Below are 16,624 nucleotides of genomic sequence, written 5' to 3'. Positions count from 1 at the left end.
GAAAATAGAATGTTCCGAAATCGATTTTTAATCGTTCCATTTGTAATTTTTATTATAGCTTTTAGTATCGATAAAGTAATTAGTTCCACGACGTTGGAGCCGTATTATTCTCTCACACTTTCCGATCTCAACTTTCGTCATAAGGAATTTCTTTTTGAAGAATTGAAAGGTTATCTAAAGGAAAAGGAAAGAAAGAAGGTCTTGGTTTATTTCGGAAACTCGAGAGCTCTTCTTTTTAGAAACGATTACATCGAAAAAAAATATCCGAATTGGGTTTTATTTAACTTCTCCGTTCCCGGCGGTTCTCCCGATTATTATCTCTATTGGTTGGAGCGATTTCAATCGGACGGTGTAAAACCGGATTTTATCCTGATGGACGAATCGATCGAGATATTCAATTCTTCATCCGTTTTGACCTTGGATGAGGTTTTATTTTACGGACTCAGTCCTTCGTTTGTTTTCCGTCACGCGGATCGTTATTCCTCTTCGGACCTTACCGGATACATTGGAAAAAAATTGTTTCATACACTCAAGAATCGTCCTCGTTGGAACGTGATCCGAGCCAGAGCCAAGGACGGGGGATCGATGGCAAAAGGTTATAGCAAACTTCGGGATGAAATCACGGAGAATCTAAAAAAACAAAGAGGAAGTGCGACCTCCGATTCCAGTCCGAAAATCGTTCTACCTCCGGAGCTGCTCAAAAAAAGATCGAATACGGATTTTAAATCGTATCTCACTCCGTTTACCTTCAATCCGAAAATGATGTCCAATCAAGAGGACGCGATTTCTATCGCGAAAGCGTTAGGCGTGCCTTACGCGACGATCTGGGTCCGGGTTTCCCGTCCTTACTTTGAACTTTATAAAACTCAAAAGGTTCTTACGAATGAAAAGGACGAAAAAACTCCTTACGATATTATGCTTCCGATTTTGAATCAATTGCATGAGTCGACCGGAACCTTATTCTGGAATATGAATGAAGATTCGAATTATGATTGTGATGATTTCAGCGATCCGGGACACATGTCTCCGAGTTGTTTTAACGATTACGCGGATTTTATTTTTAGCCGATTGCCAAAGTAAGAATTCGGATCCGATCTCAAAACACATTTGTATTAAAAGAGAAAGAAGGAGAAACAGTGGAACTTTTTGAATTTGCGGTTTCCGGAAATTGTCACAAGGTCCGGATGCTCTTATCCATGCTAAATTTAGAATATACCAGTCGTCCGGTAAACGGCGCGGAACGGGAACAAAAATCCGAAACCTTTTTGACGCTGAATCCCTTCGGACAAGTCCCAGTCTTGAAAGATAAGGAAGTAGTCATCCGGGATAGCCAGGCGATTCTCGTCTATCTTGCGATCGAATATGGAAAGGGAGAATGGTTTCCAAAGTCAGGGATCGGGAGTGCAAAGGTGATAGAATGGCTTTCTACTTCGGCGAACGAAGTCACGAGAGGCCCTGCGGCCTTGCGTTCTCACTATAAATTTGGCAGACCAGTAAATCTGGAAGAGGCGACTGCCGTTTCCGATCAGCTCCTGCATCTTTTGGAAAGTCACTTGGAGAAGAATCTATGGCTCGCCGACGAAAAGCCGACGATCGCCGATCTGGCGATGTATCCATACATTGCATTGGCGAACGAAGGGAAGGTGGATTTAAGACTTTATAGCCAAATTCGAAATTGGATCGCTCGAGTGGAAAGATTGCCCGGTTATGTTTCGATGCCCGGCATTGAATTGCAAAAAGTTTAACCGATCTTTTCATTTTTCCACGATACGATCGAACCACGATTTTCGATTCGGAGAAGTAAGAAGAAGTTTATACTTTGCCCTGGTCTAAGTCCCTTGCCCTGCAAAGCATAAAATGTGAACTCGTTCCTTACGATATCTGCCAAATCGTAGAAACAACCCGTCCATTCTTTTAGGTCTCAACTTCAATTCGTAATCTAAACGGCTAGATTCGGCATATTCCCTTGCTTTTGCAAAATTCTATTTTGATAAAAAAGAATCTTTTTTTTCAGAAACGTTTCCTGCAAAAGATCTAACAAGAAAAATGAAAGTTTTTTGCGTATCCGAATTGATTTTCTAATATTAGTTTTGAGGAAAGGAAACGACTCCGATGAACCTTGTGTAAAAAAACGGAAGAAAGTCGGAGCCTTCGTTTGGAATCAAATTGAAATAATTTCTTGAACTAACTCAGGAAGGATTTCACCGGATTTTCCTTGTAAAAAAAGATCTACGGAAGATGAAAAAGAACTTCGTTCGGGATTGATTTCAACAAGAAGCGCTCCGTTCTCTTTTGCGATCTCCGCCAAATAAAGCGGCATGCTGACCGCACCGGATGAACCGATGATTAACAAAAGATCCGTGTTCTGCATTCTGAGAACCGACTCGTTGAGTTTGGATTGATCATAAGGTTCTCCAAACCAAACGACACCTGGACGAAAAAGGGAATTGCAGAGTTTACATTTGGGAAGCGATTCACCCGGATCTATCTTTGCGTTTTTTATTTCGTTTTTACACGAAGTGCATCGGTTGATGAAAATATTACCGTGAATCTCCAAGAGTTTCTTAGAACCGGCTCTTGCGTGAAGGCCGTCCACATTTTGAGTGATTAGAAAAAAATCAGTAGGATTCTTTTCTAATTCTGCAAGCGCTTCGTGTCCTGGGTTCGGGGCTTTACTTTCTATGATACGTCTTCTCCAGAGATACCATTCCCAAACCAACTTAGGATCTTTTTGAAAGGCTTGGGGAGTCGCCAATTCTTCCGCACGAAAATTTTTCCAGAGACCTTCTTCACCGCGAAACGTGGGAATTCCGCTTTCCGCCGAAATTCCGGCTCCGGTGATCGCAGTGATTCTTTTTAATTTCCCGGAACTACTTCTTAGGAAATCCTTCATTTTGGCAATTGAAGACCATCCTTTACTTCCAACATGATTTTTTCACCGGAAAGGATTTTTACGAGTTCCAAGGAGAATTCGAAAGCAGAACCGGGTCCGACGCTCGTGATAATTCTGCCGGAGATTTCCAGTCTCGATCCCGTAAATCCTGGAGCGTCGGAGACAACTCCGGGAAATGCAGTAAAACGATCCTGCTGCGTAAGAATATTTTGATGTACTAAAATGCTTGGAGCCGCGCAAATCGCCGCGATCCATTTTCCGTCCCTTTTGGCTTCTTGCAGGAATTCTTCAATTCGGGGATTCGAAGAGAGGGCTTTTGTGCCGCCGTTTCCTCCCGGAAGAACGATCATATCGAAATTCTTGAAGTCTACTTTTTCGAGAGTAGTATCGGCCAAAAGACAAACTCCTCTGGAGGCGGTAATTGTTCCTTCTTCTAACGACGCGCTTACGACTTCGATTTTTGCTCTTCGGAGAACATCCACGATGATGACGGCTTCCATTTCCTCCATTCCCGGCGCGAATGGAACCAAAACTTTAGGCATAAAAATTCCTTCAAAAACGAGATTCGTCCCTGGAACCTTTCCAAGTAACGTTTAGGTTTAAGAAGTAATTTGTAATCATCGCAGCCAAAATAGCAAGCGAATCGGAAAAAAATTTAATCAGAATTCCTGAAGAATGGAACTCGGGAATAAAAACTTTATGATATAAGAATTGAAAGACGCTGATTTGAATCAGAAGCCCGAGAAGACTTACTAGATGAAATAAAACCAGTCCTTGCACGATCCTAAAACCATCGTATCTTCTTTCATAGAACGTAAGATAGTTGTTGAGAATAAAATTGGATAGGATGGAAATTTCGATTCCAAACAAGACGGAACTGTGCAGAGGGTTTAAGAATAGAAACGGAGTGCTGAATTCGGGAAAGTGAAACGATTCTCCGATCAAAAATCCGAAAAGATTTACGAAAACGCCGGAGGACCCGACCAAGGAATAGAGAAGAAACTTAGGAGAAATCCATTTTCCAAAACGTAAATCCAGAAGGGCGACTAAGTAATTTCGAACCACGGATCCGTCTAACTTTGTCTTTCCGAATTTCCTGCTTCGGAAGGAAAAGGGGACTTCCGAAATTCTCGGCTCCATCCCGGATTGATGCAAAAATTCTAATAGAATTTTAAAACCTCTCGGATTGATTTTTTCCGCGGTTTTTTCAAAATATTCTTTGGAGATCGCAAAAAAACCGCTCATCGGATCCGAAACCGGAATTGGTAAAAAAAGCTTTGCGAGAACCGTAGCGAAAATGCTCAATCCTTTTCGAATCCAAGACCAGTTCTGCGTGGAACCTCCGTTCGAATACCTAGTTCCGATGCTGATATCCGATTTGTGGTCTAAAATCGGTTTCACCAAATCTGGCAGAATGGATTCGTCGTGTTGAAGATCCGCGTCCATCACAACAAAAACTTTCCCCTTGGCAATGGACATTCCTGTCAAGACTGCGGAAGAAAGACCGCGGCTTTCCATTCTTCGGAGAACAAAAAGGTCTTTGTATTTTTTTCGGAGATTCTCCGCGACCTCCCAGGTTCTATCCGGACTGTTATCGTCCACGAGTAAGATCTCATACCTGTGTTTTTGTAACGCCTTTGCGATTTTTGGGAGAAGAATCGGGACATTCTCCTTTTCGTTGTAAGTTGGAAGAATGACTGAAATTTCAGGCGTTGTCACTGGAGTTCAGAGTTTAGAATCTGGTAAATTCTGTAAATTCATTTAATTAAGTGCGCACTTACTTAGTTTCTATCTTAGAATTCGATTCAGACTCATCTAGAACAAAGCGGAAGGATGGTTTCGGAATCAAAAATTACAAATCCCTGACATTTTAAAAAAGGAAAAAAAAAAGAAGAGCGTAAAAATTAAAAGGAATGTGAAAAACTTTTTTCATTCTGAGCGGCGGTTTTGAGATGGAATGAGGATGGTTTTCAAAAAAAAACTAAAACCCACGGTTTGGTTTCGAATCCTTGCGATTATTTTCATTTTAACCATTACACATTTTTTGATTTCCTGGTTTTTGAGTAATCCCTTGAGATCGGAAAAGGCGTCTCCCTTTCACGGGTCCTTTCTCCATTCTCCCTATTCTCAAACGAAGGAAAGGTGGTTAAAAACCGCCTTTCATCTTCATTCCGACCGGGACGGATTTTCTCCGTTTCGGAGCAGCCCAAAGGAAATCCAAGAGCGTTATCTTGAAAAAAAATACGACCTGATCGGGATCACCGACTATTTAAAAGTGAGCGGAGTCGATTCCGCTAATCCAAAGTTTTTACCGGGTTACGAGTGGGGAAGGGACTTTAATCGAAAACACATTCTCGCATTAGGCGCTCTCGACTCGGTGTTCGACTTTTTTCCGGTTTATACAACAATCGGAAATCTTCAGTGGACGATCGATCAAATGCAAAAGGAAGAATCGTTTGTGGTCGTCTCCCACCCGATGCTCGAGGGTTCTATTTCTTATCAAGACGTAAAAAAGCTCCGCAATCTGGATGCCGTCGAGGTTTTCTCTCCGTTCGGCGATTCCGTTTCGGAGTGGATTCGACTTTTGGATCAAGGTTATTCCGTTTTAGCCGTGAGCGGGGACGACCTTCATTACTTTCCGGGAGAATCGATACGCGCCATGAAACTTCCCTTGTACGAAAGAATTTTTCACGAACTCACTTTCTCCAATCAGAACGAGGGGGACGCCTTCACACGATATCTTCTTCTCAATGTCGATTCACTGGATAGGCGGGAAGTGATAAAAAATCTGAAACAGGGTAATTACGTTTCCGTGATCAAGCTCGTGGATTATATGGATGATCCTAAAATTTTGGATTTAAAGATGGAAGGTAAAAAAATTTCAGTCGAATTTCCCGAAAAATTCTTAAAGTTAGAATTTATAGGAAAAAACGGTCGAGTTACAAAGGAAGAATTTCAAAAAACTCGAGGTGATTATACGTTTTTACCCGAAGACGAGTATATTCTTGTTAAAGCGACGTTTCCTTCCGGGTTTATTTATTCGAATCCGTTTTATAGGGTTGAAGCGCCAAAATAAGCAAAGAATCAATTTCCAAACGAGGAGGCGTCCAAACTTTTTCCGGGTCAAAGGAAAGAAAGGGGCCGTTTTCAAAATGCCTTTCTTCGTCAGTCATCCTAACCAAAGCTGATGCTGAAATTTTTTCTCCCTATTTTTTGAAGTTTATACTTCCGTTCGAATCGTAACGTTTTCCTAGTCGGTCGTTCTTTTAGATTCGATCCTCAACACTTCTTCCGTTCCCGATTCGGATTCGAATGGCCTGATCCTTCTCTATCATTGGAAACACGCGTTCTTTCCCTGTAAAATAGCAAATCGGTGTTAGACGAAAAAGAATGATCTCCGGTGTGCAATTTCTTTGTGTGGGAACAAAAACCAATTCGATCGGCATGAACAAGAATCCAAAAAATCCGGTTTTCTTTTTTGTAAACGTTTTGTTGCTGCCTATAAAGGCGTGAAGTTTTTCGGTTTTACATTCTTAACAGAGTAATTCTCGGATTTGATCTTTGTATACGTTTGACCCTTCAGGAAAATCGAATTTCGCATTAAATTTTAGTTAATAATTTAAAATTAAATAAAATTATAAAATACTAATATTATTAAATATCTCAATTTTGGTGATCAATGGGGAATAACTGACAAACATAGGAGAAGATAAGGTTTTAGATTTTCTTGACTCTTTGTATCGATCGGATCTAGGTATAAAAAAATAGGAGACTTTACGAATGAAAATAGCTAAAAAAATAGGAGTCTGCATAGTTTTGATCGGACTTCTTTCTGCGTGCAAATCTAAAGAAGAGGATGACGATATATCATACTTGGCGTTACTTCTGGCAGCGGGTGGATACAACAATACGTGTGCCTTCTCACCGGCGGGAACTTCCGTACCGATTGCGTCCATGATTGCGATTGCGAATGGAACGCCGTATATGCTTTCGTTTACTCAAATCGATAGACAATACAGTGCGGTTCAAATCCCTGTAGCAGTGGCAGGAAGTATTGCAAAGTTTCAAGTCAATTCAGGAACTCTCGGTGTTGCCGTTTACAAGGGCGGTTGTCCGATTACAAGAGGTGTGAATCTTGCGACTGCAGGAACTGATTTCGTTTTTACTGTGGGTGCTGCCGCGATTACTAACACGGCTCAAATTCAGTTTAACGTTCCTGGATCTTATACGATCATCGTGAATACGATCGACGGCGGAACGGGAACTTTCCAATTCAACTAACAGAATCTTTCTGAGAAGATGATAGAAAGAGAATCTCTGATTCCTAGGAATTGAGAGGTTCTCTTTTGAGTCCCAAGTGTAGAGAAAAGGCTCTTGAGTTGAGGATTCTGCCTGTTGCGGTTTGCCGAATTCGAGATGAGATCGTTTGCATTTTTTCGAACGGTCTTCGAATCGGATTTCGTTCCAGAATGCGGGTTATCCATTCAGAGTAAAAAGTTCGTGCATTGGATCGGATTCTCGTATCCGGGAGCCATTGCAGATTGATTTCAGTGAATGAAGATCGGACTTTTTCGTTCTCGAAACTCTTCGACGGTGCCTTGTAAGACTAATTCCACGAGTGAGACACGGACAAAGGAGATCATGAAAATCTTCAAAAGAGGCATCTCTCAGGAAAGAACTTACTGGCTGATTCTTAAAATTTGGAAAAAGATTTTGAATGAATTTCACAAACAGTTTGGAGTAAGGAGATCTTATGTGATACACAGGGAACTTCCGATAATACATATTATGTCTCATTAAAAGGAAATGAGAGGTGTATGTTCTGGCACATCGGTAACACTCTAGACCGGAGACATGGGTTACACTTTATTCGTTGTAGTTGTACACAGGCGTTTCGTATTTCAATACTTTTCCTGTAAATAAATCTAACATACCCAGAACTGCGTTCGTAAAATAGATCTTACACAAACGCTCTGAGACTTCTTCAAAACCAACCCGTTCGCCGATCAATGGAGAACCAAAGAAGATTCTATATGAACCGTATTTTGCAGTCCCATCGTCTAAGACTGTTTCAACTACTATATTGATAGCATACGCTATTTCAGGAATTCTTATTGGAAAAATTCTTTCTGAAGGCATATAGATCTTTTCAGGAGTTTTATACCCCAAAGCCTCATGCGGTCTTTCTAAATTGTATTCACTTCTAAACCGATCAAATGCTTCTTGTTGTTCTTTAAGAGAAGATCGAGCCGGTAATGCCGTCTCTTGTTTTAAGGTTCTGTGCATTCTTTCATGGCGACCGTTTTGTTGAGGCTTACCTGGCTGAATTCGTTCAGGTCGAATCCCTAACTTTAACCACCAAACAGATAACTTACTCAATCCTCCAATTGCTCTCGATGCAAACGGACTTCCGTTATCTGTCTTTATAGCCAATGGCATTCCATATTCTTTAAAGAATCTCTCAAATACCCGCCGGGTGCTTTCTCCGTCCGTTTTCTTCAGGATTTGACATCCTAATAGAAAGCGACTATGAGCATCTGTGATGGTCAATGGATCACAACGTTTTCCGTTCCCGACAGTAAAGTGACCTTTGAAGTCTGCGCACCAAACATCATTGGGAGACTTTACATCAGAAAATGGAAAAAGACTTTCAGGAGTTTTTTTCCTACGACGTATTTTACGAACTAATCCTTTTCTTTTTAGAATATCGCCAATCGTACTTGGTGCCGGCCAGGATTTAGCTCTTGGATAGTTTCCTTTTAATGCCCACAGAAGTTTCCTTGCTCCCCAAGTAGGATGCTTCTCCCTCATCTGCATAATGAGCAAGACAACATTCTCGGGAGTTTCATTCGGATGCTTTTTGGGATTCTTAGATCGATCTTTTAAACCGTCGATACCTTCCGATTCGTATCTTTCTAAATACTTGTAACCTGTCTTTCGACTGATTCCAAATTCCTTACAAAGATCTGAAAACTGCCAACCGCCACCTTTCCACGCGGCTATGAATTTGATTTTTTCCTCGATCACACGGGACTCCTTCCAAGGCATCGGTTTTCCTCCAATGCCAGGTATATGTCACCTTGTGCCCGGTCTGTTTTGTTACCTATCTGGGCGGTATGTACCATCGTAAACGTACCCATTCATCTTTTACACATTGTGCTCAATGAATCTTTGAACAAACGGATCCGAAAGAATTGGAATGTAAAAGAATAGAATTTTAAGATTCAAAGAAGGAATCTAATTTTTGAAAACACTCTCATTCTCCGGAGAAAATGAGAGCCTAAGAATATCAGTAATATTGGCCTAACGTGATCGTGACGATCGTTTTACCGTTGTCCTTTTTATTGATACATTCACATTTGATCTGTGCGGACTGGCTATAGTAGCCTTGAGATGCGGAAAATCCGGGAGCCGCCTTACAGCTCTTATAAAGTCCCTCGTTCACCAAACGTCCGCACGCTTCTTGAATTGCCGCAGCGGCATCGCTTGCCTGGGATGAGACTTTACCGGGGACCATAAATCCTAACAAGATAAGAGTTAAAAAGAACGCCGTTTGTAACCATTTTTGAAACACTGAAATCCCTCGCTTAATTCAACTGAAATTAGATAAAACTCTCGTCTAAATTTTCAAGATATTATTTTTTAAAATATAGAATTAGTAACAAATTTAGAAAATAAATTTTCACCTAAAAAGGAACTAAAAGCGTATGGCTCTTCTAAATCGCGGAATCTTCTTTTGTATTTGCTCACTTTTCATTTCCTTATCGGTCTTTTCTCAAAACTCGACGACGGTCTTGGATCCGGACGAAAAAACTCTGGAAGAATATAAGGTGAAAAAGAACGATTCTCTTACAAAGATTGCGAAAGAAGTTCTGAACGATCCCGGAAAATGGAAAGAATTCTTAAAATACAATCAAATCCAAAATCCGTCTTTGATCAAGGAAGGAATGGTTTTAAAGGTTCCTTCTCATTTGAGAAAGATCGTCGAACCGGAAGCTCACCCGATAGCGTCTCTGGAAATTTTTTTCGGCTCAGTTGAATATTCCAAAAAAGGAAAGGATGGAAATGTTTCGAATTGGAATTCCGTATCTAAAAATCAAATTCTCAGAGACGGAGAAAGTTTAAAAACGGGACTCAAGTCCGGAGCTTCTCTTTCGTTTTTGGAGAATGAAACGAAAGTGAAAATTTATGAGCAGTCCCGTTTCTCCGTTTCTAAAAAAAGTTCTCCCGAAATCTTTTTAGAAAAAGGACAACTTCAGGCCGACGTTAGATCCTCTCTGCTTAAAAGTAATAAGAAAAATGGGTCCTCGACAAAACTCGTAATCAGTACCCCTATTGCGGTCGTCGGAGTAAGGGGAACGAAATTCTATGTCGGAAATGAGGAAGACCAGCGTACGGATGTGGGCTGTTTTGAAGGAGTTGTCAATGTGGAGGGCGCGGGAAAAGGTGTCGAAGTAAAAGCGGGCTTTGGCACTTACGTTGAAAAGGGAAAAGCCCCGGTGGAACCTTTCCCGATACCCGGTAAAATTCAGATCGATAAGGACTTTCAAAGTAAATGAATTTTGTAAGAATTTGCTGGGTCGTGATTTTTCTTTTATTTATTGGAACCGTCCATGCAGATGAGAAGAAGGAATTCGAACTTTCATGGAAATCGGATCCTTCCTCCGAATCGTATCACGTAGAATTCTCCGATAGCTCCGATTTCAAGATCGTCTTAAGAACCTTAAACGTGAAAGAAAAAAGGATTCAATTTTATCAGGAGCCTAACGAACGTTATGTGAGGGTCGTAGGAATCGGTAGAATGTCGTCAAAGGGAGAACCTTCTGATTCCATTCTAATTGAATCTTTGCGCCCTTTCGTTAAATTGGAAAGAAAAACTCCCTCGAATCCAAAGGCTATCATCTTATCCCCGACTCGGAACGAAAAGTTGGTCTTAGACAATCCAAGCGCGGGCAGAAACGGAGTCAGGGTTTTCTTTCGGGTCAACGAAGGAGAATGGAAAGAATACCAAGGATCGATTTCGGGTCTTCAGGAAGGAAAGAACGACGTGGAATTTTATTCCGAAACTGCGTCTGGAGTAAAAGAAGGGACACGTTTGATGGAAGTTGTTCAAGACACAAGAAGACCGGAGATTCGTGTCGAAATTGGAAAAGGATTTCGTTTGGACTCGATTCCAGTCACGCGGAAAGACCAAAACCTCCAGGTGGAAGTATTGGATCTTGTTTCCGGAGTGGCAGAAACTGAATTTTTCTTTTTACAGAACGGGAAAAAAATTCCGGTAAATCCGAATTCTCAGGAAAAAAATATTTATAAGTTTCAAATTCCACAAATTTTAGAGGACGGAAGTTTTGGAATCCAGGTTCGCGCGAAAGATTTTGCAGGAAACCAAGCAGAAGAAACAATTTTCGGAATTTTGGATGGAAGTCCCCCGATTTGTAGATTGAGTCCTCAAGCAAACTTCGGAAGTTTGTTACCGGTTCAGTCAGAGATTCAAATCCAATGTGAGGACTTGATTTCGGGAACGAGTTCGATTCAGTTTCAGCAGAACGGAAACGAATTTAGAAACTATGCGGAAGGACTGGTTTTAACTCCCGGAAAACAAAGTTTTGAGTTTAGGATAACCGATAAGGTGGGGAACTCATTCAACATAAAAGCTGAATATACTATTTTGAGCCCTACTCTAAAATCGAACGTGACGATTCAGAAAAAGTAAAAGAATCCGAGATCGATTCCAATGCGAAAGAAAGACGAGAACGCGCCTACCCTTTCAGAACCATTTAAAATTGAGAGGAACTGTAACGAGAATTGTTTTACAAGAAAAGGTTTTGTAAGAGTTCCTACATCGGAATTAGCGCTTGCAAAATTAAAATTCTGTAATAGAGGAAAGTCACCCGATTTTTTCCGCCCCTCTCCCCTCCACCCGAAATTCGGGCGGGGTGGCCGCTTCACGGAAGAATCGTCCTAATTCCGACAGATTATCTGGAGATCCAGATAACTTCCGAGTAAGGGTTGCAATGATTAGTCGGCGGATTGGATACTCAAAACTCTCAACTCGGAAGCCTGTGTTTTGATTTTGATAATCTCTTCCTGCAATAAACCGGAATCGTCGTTTATTCCGTTGATTTCCATGCCGAGATGTCCCATCGTTTGAACCATTTCCCCTTGACCTAACATTTGTTCTTTCGTCGATCTGAGGATCTCTTCGGAGGTGGTTTTGATTCGATTCACTTCAGAAACGAACTTTTGAATGATCGTTTTTTGTTCCAGGTAGAAGACGTTCATTCTATCAATTCTTTCGACAGTATCTAAAATTTTCATTTTCTGGTTCTCGGTCATATCTCCCGTTTCGGTGGAAGCCATTCTTGCTTCTTCGATAAATTTGCGGGATTGATTAACGATTTCGGAAATGGACTTCGCATTCCCCGAAGTAAACTCTGCAAGTTTGCTGACTTCATTTGCAACAACCGCAAAACCTCTTCCCGCCGCCCCCGCTCGAGCTGCTTCAATGGAAGCGTTGAGAGCTAAGAGATTCGTTTTATCTGCAATCTCACTCATGATCCGATTGATTTCGTCGACTCGGTTGAAGGAATTCGTAATGTCTACAAGATACGATTTTGTTTTTTCGGCGGCTATCATAACGTTCTCCATGTCTACCTTATTCTCCCGGGCGAAAACGGTAAGAGCTTCGTTGAGAGACGCGCTGTTTTTTAGGATTTCTCCTAATTTCTCGGAGTCGTTTGCGAGTTCCACGAGGCTAATGTTTTGTGTTTCGATCGAATGAGCGGTGTTAGACGAAGACGCCGAGAGTTCCTCCAAGACGGCGTTTACTTCCTCCAGAGCGGCGGCTTGAGACTCCATTTTCTGACCTATGTTGTTGATAAAATCGGCAAACTTGCGAATGGAAGTTTCCAAACTTTCTGCAGAATTCTCCAGTTTATGACGGTCCTCTTTGAGTTTGGAAAGGATGATTTGAGAATCTTCGTAAAGTCTAGAACCTTCGTCCGTAAGTTTTGCAAAGAGCCCCATCAATTGTGCTAGGATCACGCTTGCGGTAAAAACGAAAGTGATCTTAACGATCTGGACAGAAAAAAGCATATGACCGGGAATTTTCCCCAGTTCAGGATTTTCGGTAAGAACCATTCCCCCTTTCCAGGCAACAAAGATGGAAGCGGCGATTCCAAACGCGGAAAAAAGGCCGACCAGAAGAACAAAACTTCGCTCCCCCAAAAAGGAGGAATAGATCATCACATAGAAGTAAATAAAGAAAAGCAACATATTCGAAAGAATGCCGGAAGAAACAGCGGGTTCGATGGAACAATCCGCCATAAGGGTGAGCGTAAGGATATTTACGTCTAAGAGAACTAATGTTTTTTGAAAACGAATTCCAACCCTACCGGTTCTATGGAGAATAAACTCCAAAAGACAATAGCTCGCCATAAGTGCAGTGCCGATGATATGTGCGATCACTTGTGTGGGATGGTTCGTTTTGGAGACGCTGATAAGAGTAAGAGTAAAAAGAATCACCAAACCCAGACGAATCCGGTTGATAACGACGGCACCGTCGTTCCAAATCTGATGAATCGAAGATTTTTTGGATTGAGATCCAGTCCCCATGAGAATTCTCCTTAGAAAGAAGTTCATGCTAAGGAAACTGATTAAAAAGAAAAGCAAAACTTTAAGAGGAAAGGATGATAAAAACAAACTTCGGCTCGGGCGCCCGACGGGAAAAGTAAATTAAAAGGATATAATATAGAAAGAAGAAAGAAAATACACTGAAGCCCGTCGCCGCGTCTCGTTCGGGGTTCGGCTAACGCCTCCGTTCCGAAAGAATCTTTCGCAAATCGAAAAAAACAGAAAGGTCGGAGACGGTTTTAAAGATTTCGGAACCGCTTCGCGCCCTTCCGGCCGCTGGCGCAATGGACGATCAAACTTCTTTCTTTTTATCAATCATACAATTTCGGAATGAGAATGAAAGTTATAAAACCCCGGATTGATTTTGAAAACACAATCTTGTTAGAAAAGTGTATCCCTTGAAAGAAGTTTACAAAGGAATCAAAAGACGATTCCAACTTTGTAAGCTTGTCAAAAGCAAATGTTTCGCGAAAGCAAATATAGAGTCTTTATGAATCGGGAAAAGGAGAAATAGAAAAGCAGGAAAATCGCTCTCATCATCTTGTGTGGAATTGTCACGCTTGTTTCAGTTTTTTTGGGATGGGAATTTTTGCGGAACCGAAAGTTCGAATGAAAAATATCCGGAACCGTAAATGCTCCCGTGGAGAAAGTATTTCGTCATTTTTTTGGATTTGGAAAGTGTTCAAAAAAATAGACCGGAAGTAACTCAAATCGTAAAAAAACGAAAAAGGATTCCCGGTTTGAAAAGAAAAAATCGAATCGGGAGGATTTATCCATTTCGAGATTATGGAAAGAATCGAAAACTCAAGAGTTGAGTTCTTTATGGAGGAGAGCAGTTTTGGAATGAAGGGAACCTGGGACTATCGTTTGGAAACGCAGGGCGATCGAACCAAGATTACACAATTTTAGAATTTTCCGAAAATCAGAGTGTTCCAATCCGCACTCTTTTTGTTCTTTTAGGAAAGGAGACAAATCTGAAAAAAGAAATGGAAATTCTGCAAAGGGTATTTCCTTGATTCACTTTTTTGGCGGATTCGAAATTCTTCTTTGAAGAATCCATTCAAATAAGTTTTGACGAGTGTCCTTCCAGATAAATTCGGAACTGTGAAAGAATCGTTTCTCGGGTTCGGAAAACACAAGGTCGGTCTCGAAGCTTCCGTTTTCGCGAAAGGTTATAATCGAAGCGTTTGTTTGATTTCCTGTTGGAAGATGAACATAGGATCGAATTTGGTCTTCTTTCTCACTCAAGTTGCGAAAAGAAGGCCGGATTCTTTTTAAACCCTTTGCTTTCAGGAATTGGAAGAAATCCTTATCTTTTTTTGATCGAATTCCTACACTCGTAAACCAAAGTTCAAATTCATTTTCTCCGGTAAGTGGGTTGTAGATATTGATCGAAGCTCCTTTTTGGATCAAATACTTTGCAAGATCATATTTTCGATTCTGGATTGCGTTGGAAAGAGGAGATTGGTAAAAAGAAAGGCCTTTTCCGGACGGGTCATCCTGTCTGTATCCTCCGATGTTAGGATTCGCGCCTCCATCTATTAGAATTTTTGCAACTTCCAGATTTAACGATCGAGAGAGTGGACTCAACGTAGCGGTGAAAAAACGATCTTTGGAAATCAATACTCCTTCTAAGATCAAAACGGATTCTTGAGCGCAACCCGGAGTGCGAACATTCGGATCAGCCCCTTTTACAAGGAGGACTTTTAAGAGTTCCGAATTTCCGAACGTCGATGCGAGAGAAAGAGGAGTTTCGCATTCTAAGATTTTGTTCCAATCTTTCTTTTTTTCTAAGAGGGTAATCACTTCTTGATTTCTGCCATCTTGAATGAGTGTTGTGATGGAGACTGAACACGCCGTCGAAGAGAACAAAGCGAAAATCAGGAACAGACGAGAAAAGATTTGGTTGCCAATTCTGAAAAATGGATCTTGGGTTCTAAAAAAAAATGTAAGGTTCGAAATTCTTTTTTGCATTTACGGAGTGGGCTTATTCTTTTACTCTTTAGATTTCTTTTTCTTGCCTATAGAAAATACAACATATCGAGTTCGAGAGTGTCGAAAAAAAGGAAGTTCGATCCTTATTCGATAGAACAGATATTGATTATTTCGATTATTCAAAAAATAGGATTCGTTTTTGATCAGGAAACTGAAGTGGTCTTTTGTTTTTTGACTCCTAATTTGATCGTTTTGTCCCTTAATCCTAAGGGAAGACGAGCCCCGAAAGTAATTTTTCAAATTCTTCTCTTTCAAGATCGAAACGATTTTCGAGTGTATAGGTCGTGAATTGGATAGAACCTTTGGAGCTGCTGGAGACAAAACTATAAAAGATAAATTTCATTCCACTGAATAAGGCCGTGTATTTTACGAATTTGCCGGCTTTTCCGTTGATCTTACAGTCAATCGTTTCAATGAGACTTGCATTTGGATCGATTGCTCGAGCATTGACAACTAAAAGTTCCGGAAACGATTCCATTGGAATTTCCAAACCTTCAAAGATTAACATCGCGTAGCCGGTTCTTTTTTTGTTCTCAAATTCGAATTCTGATACTTTATTTGATTTTTGAGTTGAGCGATTCCATTTTTTTGAATTGAACCATAGACTAAACTCGCCGGTTTCGCTTTTTAGCTCCGTATCCTGTTCTTCTGATCTAGTCAATACGAGTTGGGAATTATTTTTTATGTTTTTACTCTTCTCGGGATTCTCGATTGAATATTTCCATGTAAAATCAGAATTGAGGATAACTTTTTTACCACTTTTTGTTGTGGCCTCTTCGGCGTTAACTGATAGGGAAAGAATCAGAATTAAGAAAAGAATGTTTTTCATTTTTTGGCCTTGTGTGAATCGAAGAGTCGATTTTGTATTTTCTCTAAATTACTTCCGAATTTCTTTCTGAAAACCGAAAAAGAAACCTTTTCTAAAAAAGGTAATCCTTGCCTTTGGCTTGAGATTAAGGCGATTGTTGAAAGGGTTTGGTTTACGACGAAGTCGTAAAAGAGAGCGACCATTGCGCTAAATCCAAATAAAAAACCTCGGATCCAATCTTCCAATCTCGAAAACTATTTTCTGAAATAAAAAAGCCCGGCAATTTCTTACCGGGC

14 protein-coding genes and 1 pseudogene are annotated in these 16,624 nt (G+C 40.8%); 6 read left to right on the top strand and 9 right to left on the bottom strand.

Annotation, left to right across the window (positions count from 1 at the left end; genetic code table 11):
- The first annotated feature begins 9 nt into the window (after positions 1 to 9).
- Together JWG45_RS00730 and JWG45_RS00725 are read left to right on the top strand one after the other, a co-directional pair.
- Positions 10 to 1,080, top strand: a complete 1,071-nt coding sequence (locus tag JWG45_RS00730) for a DUF1574 domain-containing protein (RefSeq protein WP_205277880.1) — start codon at positions 10 to 12, stop codon at positions 1,078 to 1,080.
- Between the two features lie 56 nt (positions 1,081 to 1,136).
- Positions 1,137 to 1,745: a glutathione S-transferase family protein gene (locus JWG45_RS00725; protein ID WP_205277879.1), complete on the top strand. Its 609-nt coding sequence runs from the start codon at positions 1,137 to 1,139 to the stop codon at positions 1,743 to 1,745.
- Positions 1,746 to 2,161: 416 nt separating this feature from the next.
- Here the strand turns inward: JWG45_RS00725 and JWG45_RS00720 are convergent, their stop codons facing one another.
- The 3 genes from JWG45_RS00720 to JWG45_RS00710 are packed head-to-tail and all read right to left on the bottom strand — an operon-like array spanning position 2,162 to position 4,612.
- Positions 2,162 to 2,893, bottom strand: coding sequence for an SIR2 family NAD-dependent protein deacylase (locus tag JWG45_RS00720; protein WP_205277878.1), 732 nt, complete (start codon positions 2,891 to 2,893; stop codon positions 2,162 to 2,164).
- Positions 2,890 to 3,435, bottom strand: coding sequence for a DJ-1 family glyoxalase III (locus JWG45_RS00715; RefSeq protein WP_205277877.1), 546 nt, complete (start codon positions 3,433 to 3,435; stop codon positions 2,890 to 2,892). Before JWG45_RS00715 ends, JWG45_RS00720 begins: the two co-directional genes overlap by 4 nt.
- Positions 3,436 to 3,445: 10 nt before the next feature.
- A complete protein-coding gene (locus JWG45_RS00710; RefSeq protein WP_205277876.1) occupies positions 3,446 to 4,612 on the bottom strand; it encodes a glycosyltransferase family 2 protein in 1,167 nt (388 codons plus the stop codon).
- A 244-nt stretch (positions 4,613 to 4,856) separates the two neighbouring features.
- Between JWG45_RS00710 and JWG45_RS00705 the strand changes: the two genes are divergently transcribed.
- Both JWG45_RS00705 and JWG45_RS00700 read left to right on the top strand, forming a co-directional pair.
- Positions 4,857 to 5,969 (top strand): PHP domain-containing protein, encoded by a 1,113-nt coding sequence (locus JWG45_RS00705; RefSeq protein WP_205277875.1) that lies wholly within the window; start codon positions 4,857 to 4,859, stop codon positions 5,967 to 5,969.
- A gap of 704 nt (positions 5,970 to 6,673) precedes the next feature.
- Positions 6,674 to 7,174, top strand: coding sequence for a hypothetical protein (locus JWG45_RS00700; RefSeq protein ID WP_205277874.1), 501 nt, complete (start codon positions 6,674 to 6,676; stop codon positions 7,172 to 7,174).
- Between the two features lie 585 nt (positions 7,175 to 7,759).
- Here JWG45_RS00700 and JWG45_RS00695 read toward each other — a convergent pair.
- Together JWG45_RS00695 and JWG45_RS00690 are read right to left on the bottom strand one after the other, a co-directional pair.
- On the bottom strand, positions 7,760 to 8,941 hold the full coding sequence (locus tag JWG45_RS00695) for an IS481 family transposase (RefSeq protein ID WP_205277873.1): 1,182 nt from the start codon (positions 8,939 to 8,941) through the stop codon (positions 7,760 to 7,762).
- Between the two features lie 241 nt (positions 8,942 to 9,182).
- Complete coding sequence (locus JWG45_RS00690) at positions 9,183 to 9,410, bottom strand: hypothetical protein (protein ID WP_232380454.1); 228 nt, start codon at positions 9,408 to 9,410, stop codon at positions 9,183 to 9,185.
- A gap of 190 nt (positions 9,411 to 9,600) precedes the next feature.
- On the opposite strand from JWG45_RS00690, the gene JWG45_RS00685 reads away from it, so the two are divergent.
- Positions 9,601 to 10,452, top strand: a complete 852-nt coding sequence (locus tag JWG45_RS00685; protein WP_205277871.1) for a FecR domain-containing protein — start codon at positions 9,601 to 9,603, stop codon at positions 10,450 to 10,452.
- Positions 10,449 to 11,606: an Ig-like domain-containing protein gene (locus JWG45_RS00680; protein WP_205277870.1), complete on the top strand. Its 1,158-nt coding sequence runs from the start codon at positions 10,449 to 10,451 to the stop codon at positions 11,604 to 11,606. The genes JWG45_RS00685 and JWG45_RS00680 overlap by 4 nt, the downstream gene beginning before the upstream one ends.
- A 305-nt stretch (positions 11,607 to 11,911) precedes the next feature.
- Here JWG45_RS00680 and JWG45_RS00675 read toward each other — a convergent pair whose 3' ends face one another.
- The 4 genes and pseudogenes from JWG45_RS00675 to JWG45_RS22570 all read right to left on the bottom strand — a co-directional run.
- A complete protein-coding gene (locus JWG45_RS00675) occupies positions 11,912 to 13,507 on the bottom strand; it encodes a methyl-accepting chemotaxis protein (RefSeq protein WP_205277869.1) in 1,596 nt (531 codons plus the stop codon).
- A 1,035-nt stretch (positions 13,508 to 14,542) separates the two neighbouring features.
- Complete coding sequence (locus tag JWG45_RS00670) at positions 14,543 to 15,331, bottom strand: ankyrin repeat domain-containing protein (protein ID WP_205277868.1); 789 nt, start codon at positions 15,329 to 15,331, stop codon at positions 14,543 to 14,545.
- Positions 15,332 to 15,725: 394 nt separating this feature from the next.
- The gene (locus tag JWG45_RS22055; protein WP_232380445.1) at positions 15,726 to 15,998 is read right to left on the bottom strand and encodes a hypothetical protein; all 273 of its coding nucleotides are present in this window, start codon (positions 15,996 to 15,998) and stop codon (positions 15,726 to 15,728) included.
- A 195-nt stretch (positions 15,999 to 16,193) separates the two neighbouring features.
- Positions 16,194 to 16,349 (bottom strand): annotated as a pseudogene (locus JWG45_RS22570) (DUF3157 family protein); the annotation flags it as partial.
- Positions 16,350 to 16,624 lie beyond the last annotated feature (275 nt).

The organism is Leptospira ainlahdjerensis (assembly GCF_016919175.1).
In the GTDB taxonomy this organism is placed as follows: domain Bacteria; phylum Spirochaetota; class Leptospiria; order Leptospirales; family Leptospiraceae; genus Leptospira; species Leptospira ainlahdjerensis.
Note: the sequence above shows the minus strand (reverse complement) of the source record. Positions and strands in the feature narration are given on the sequence as shown.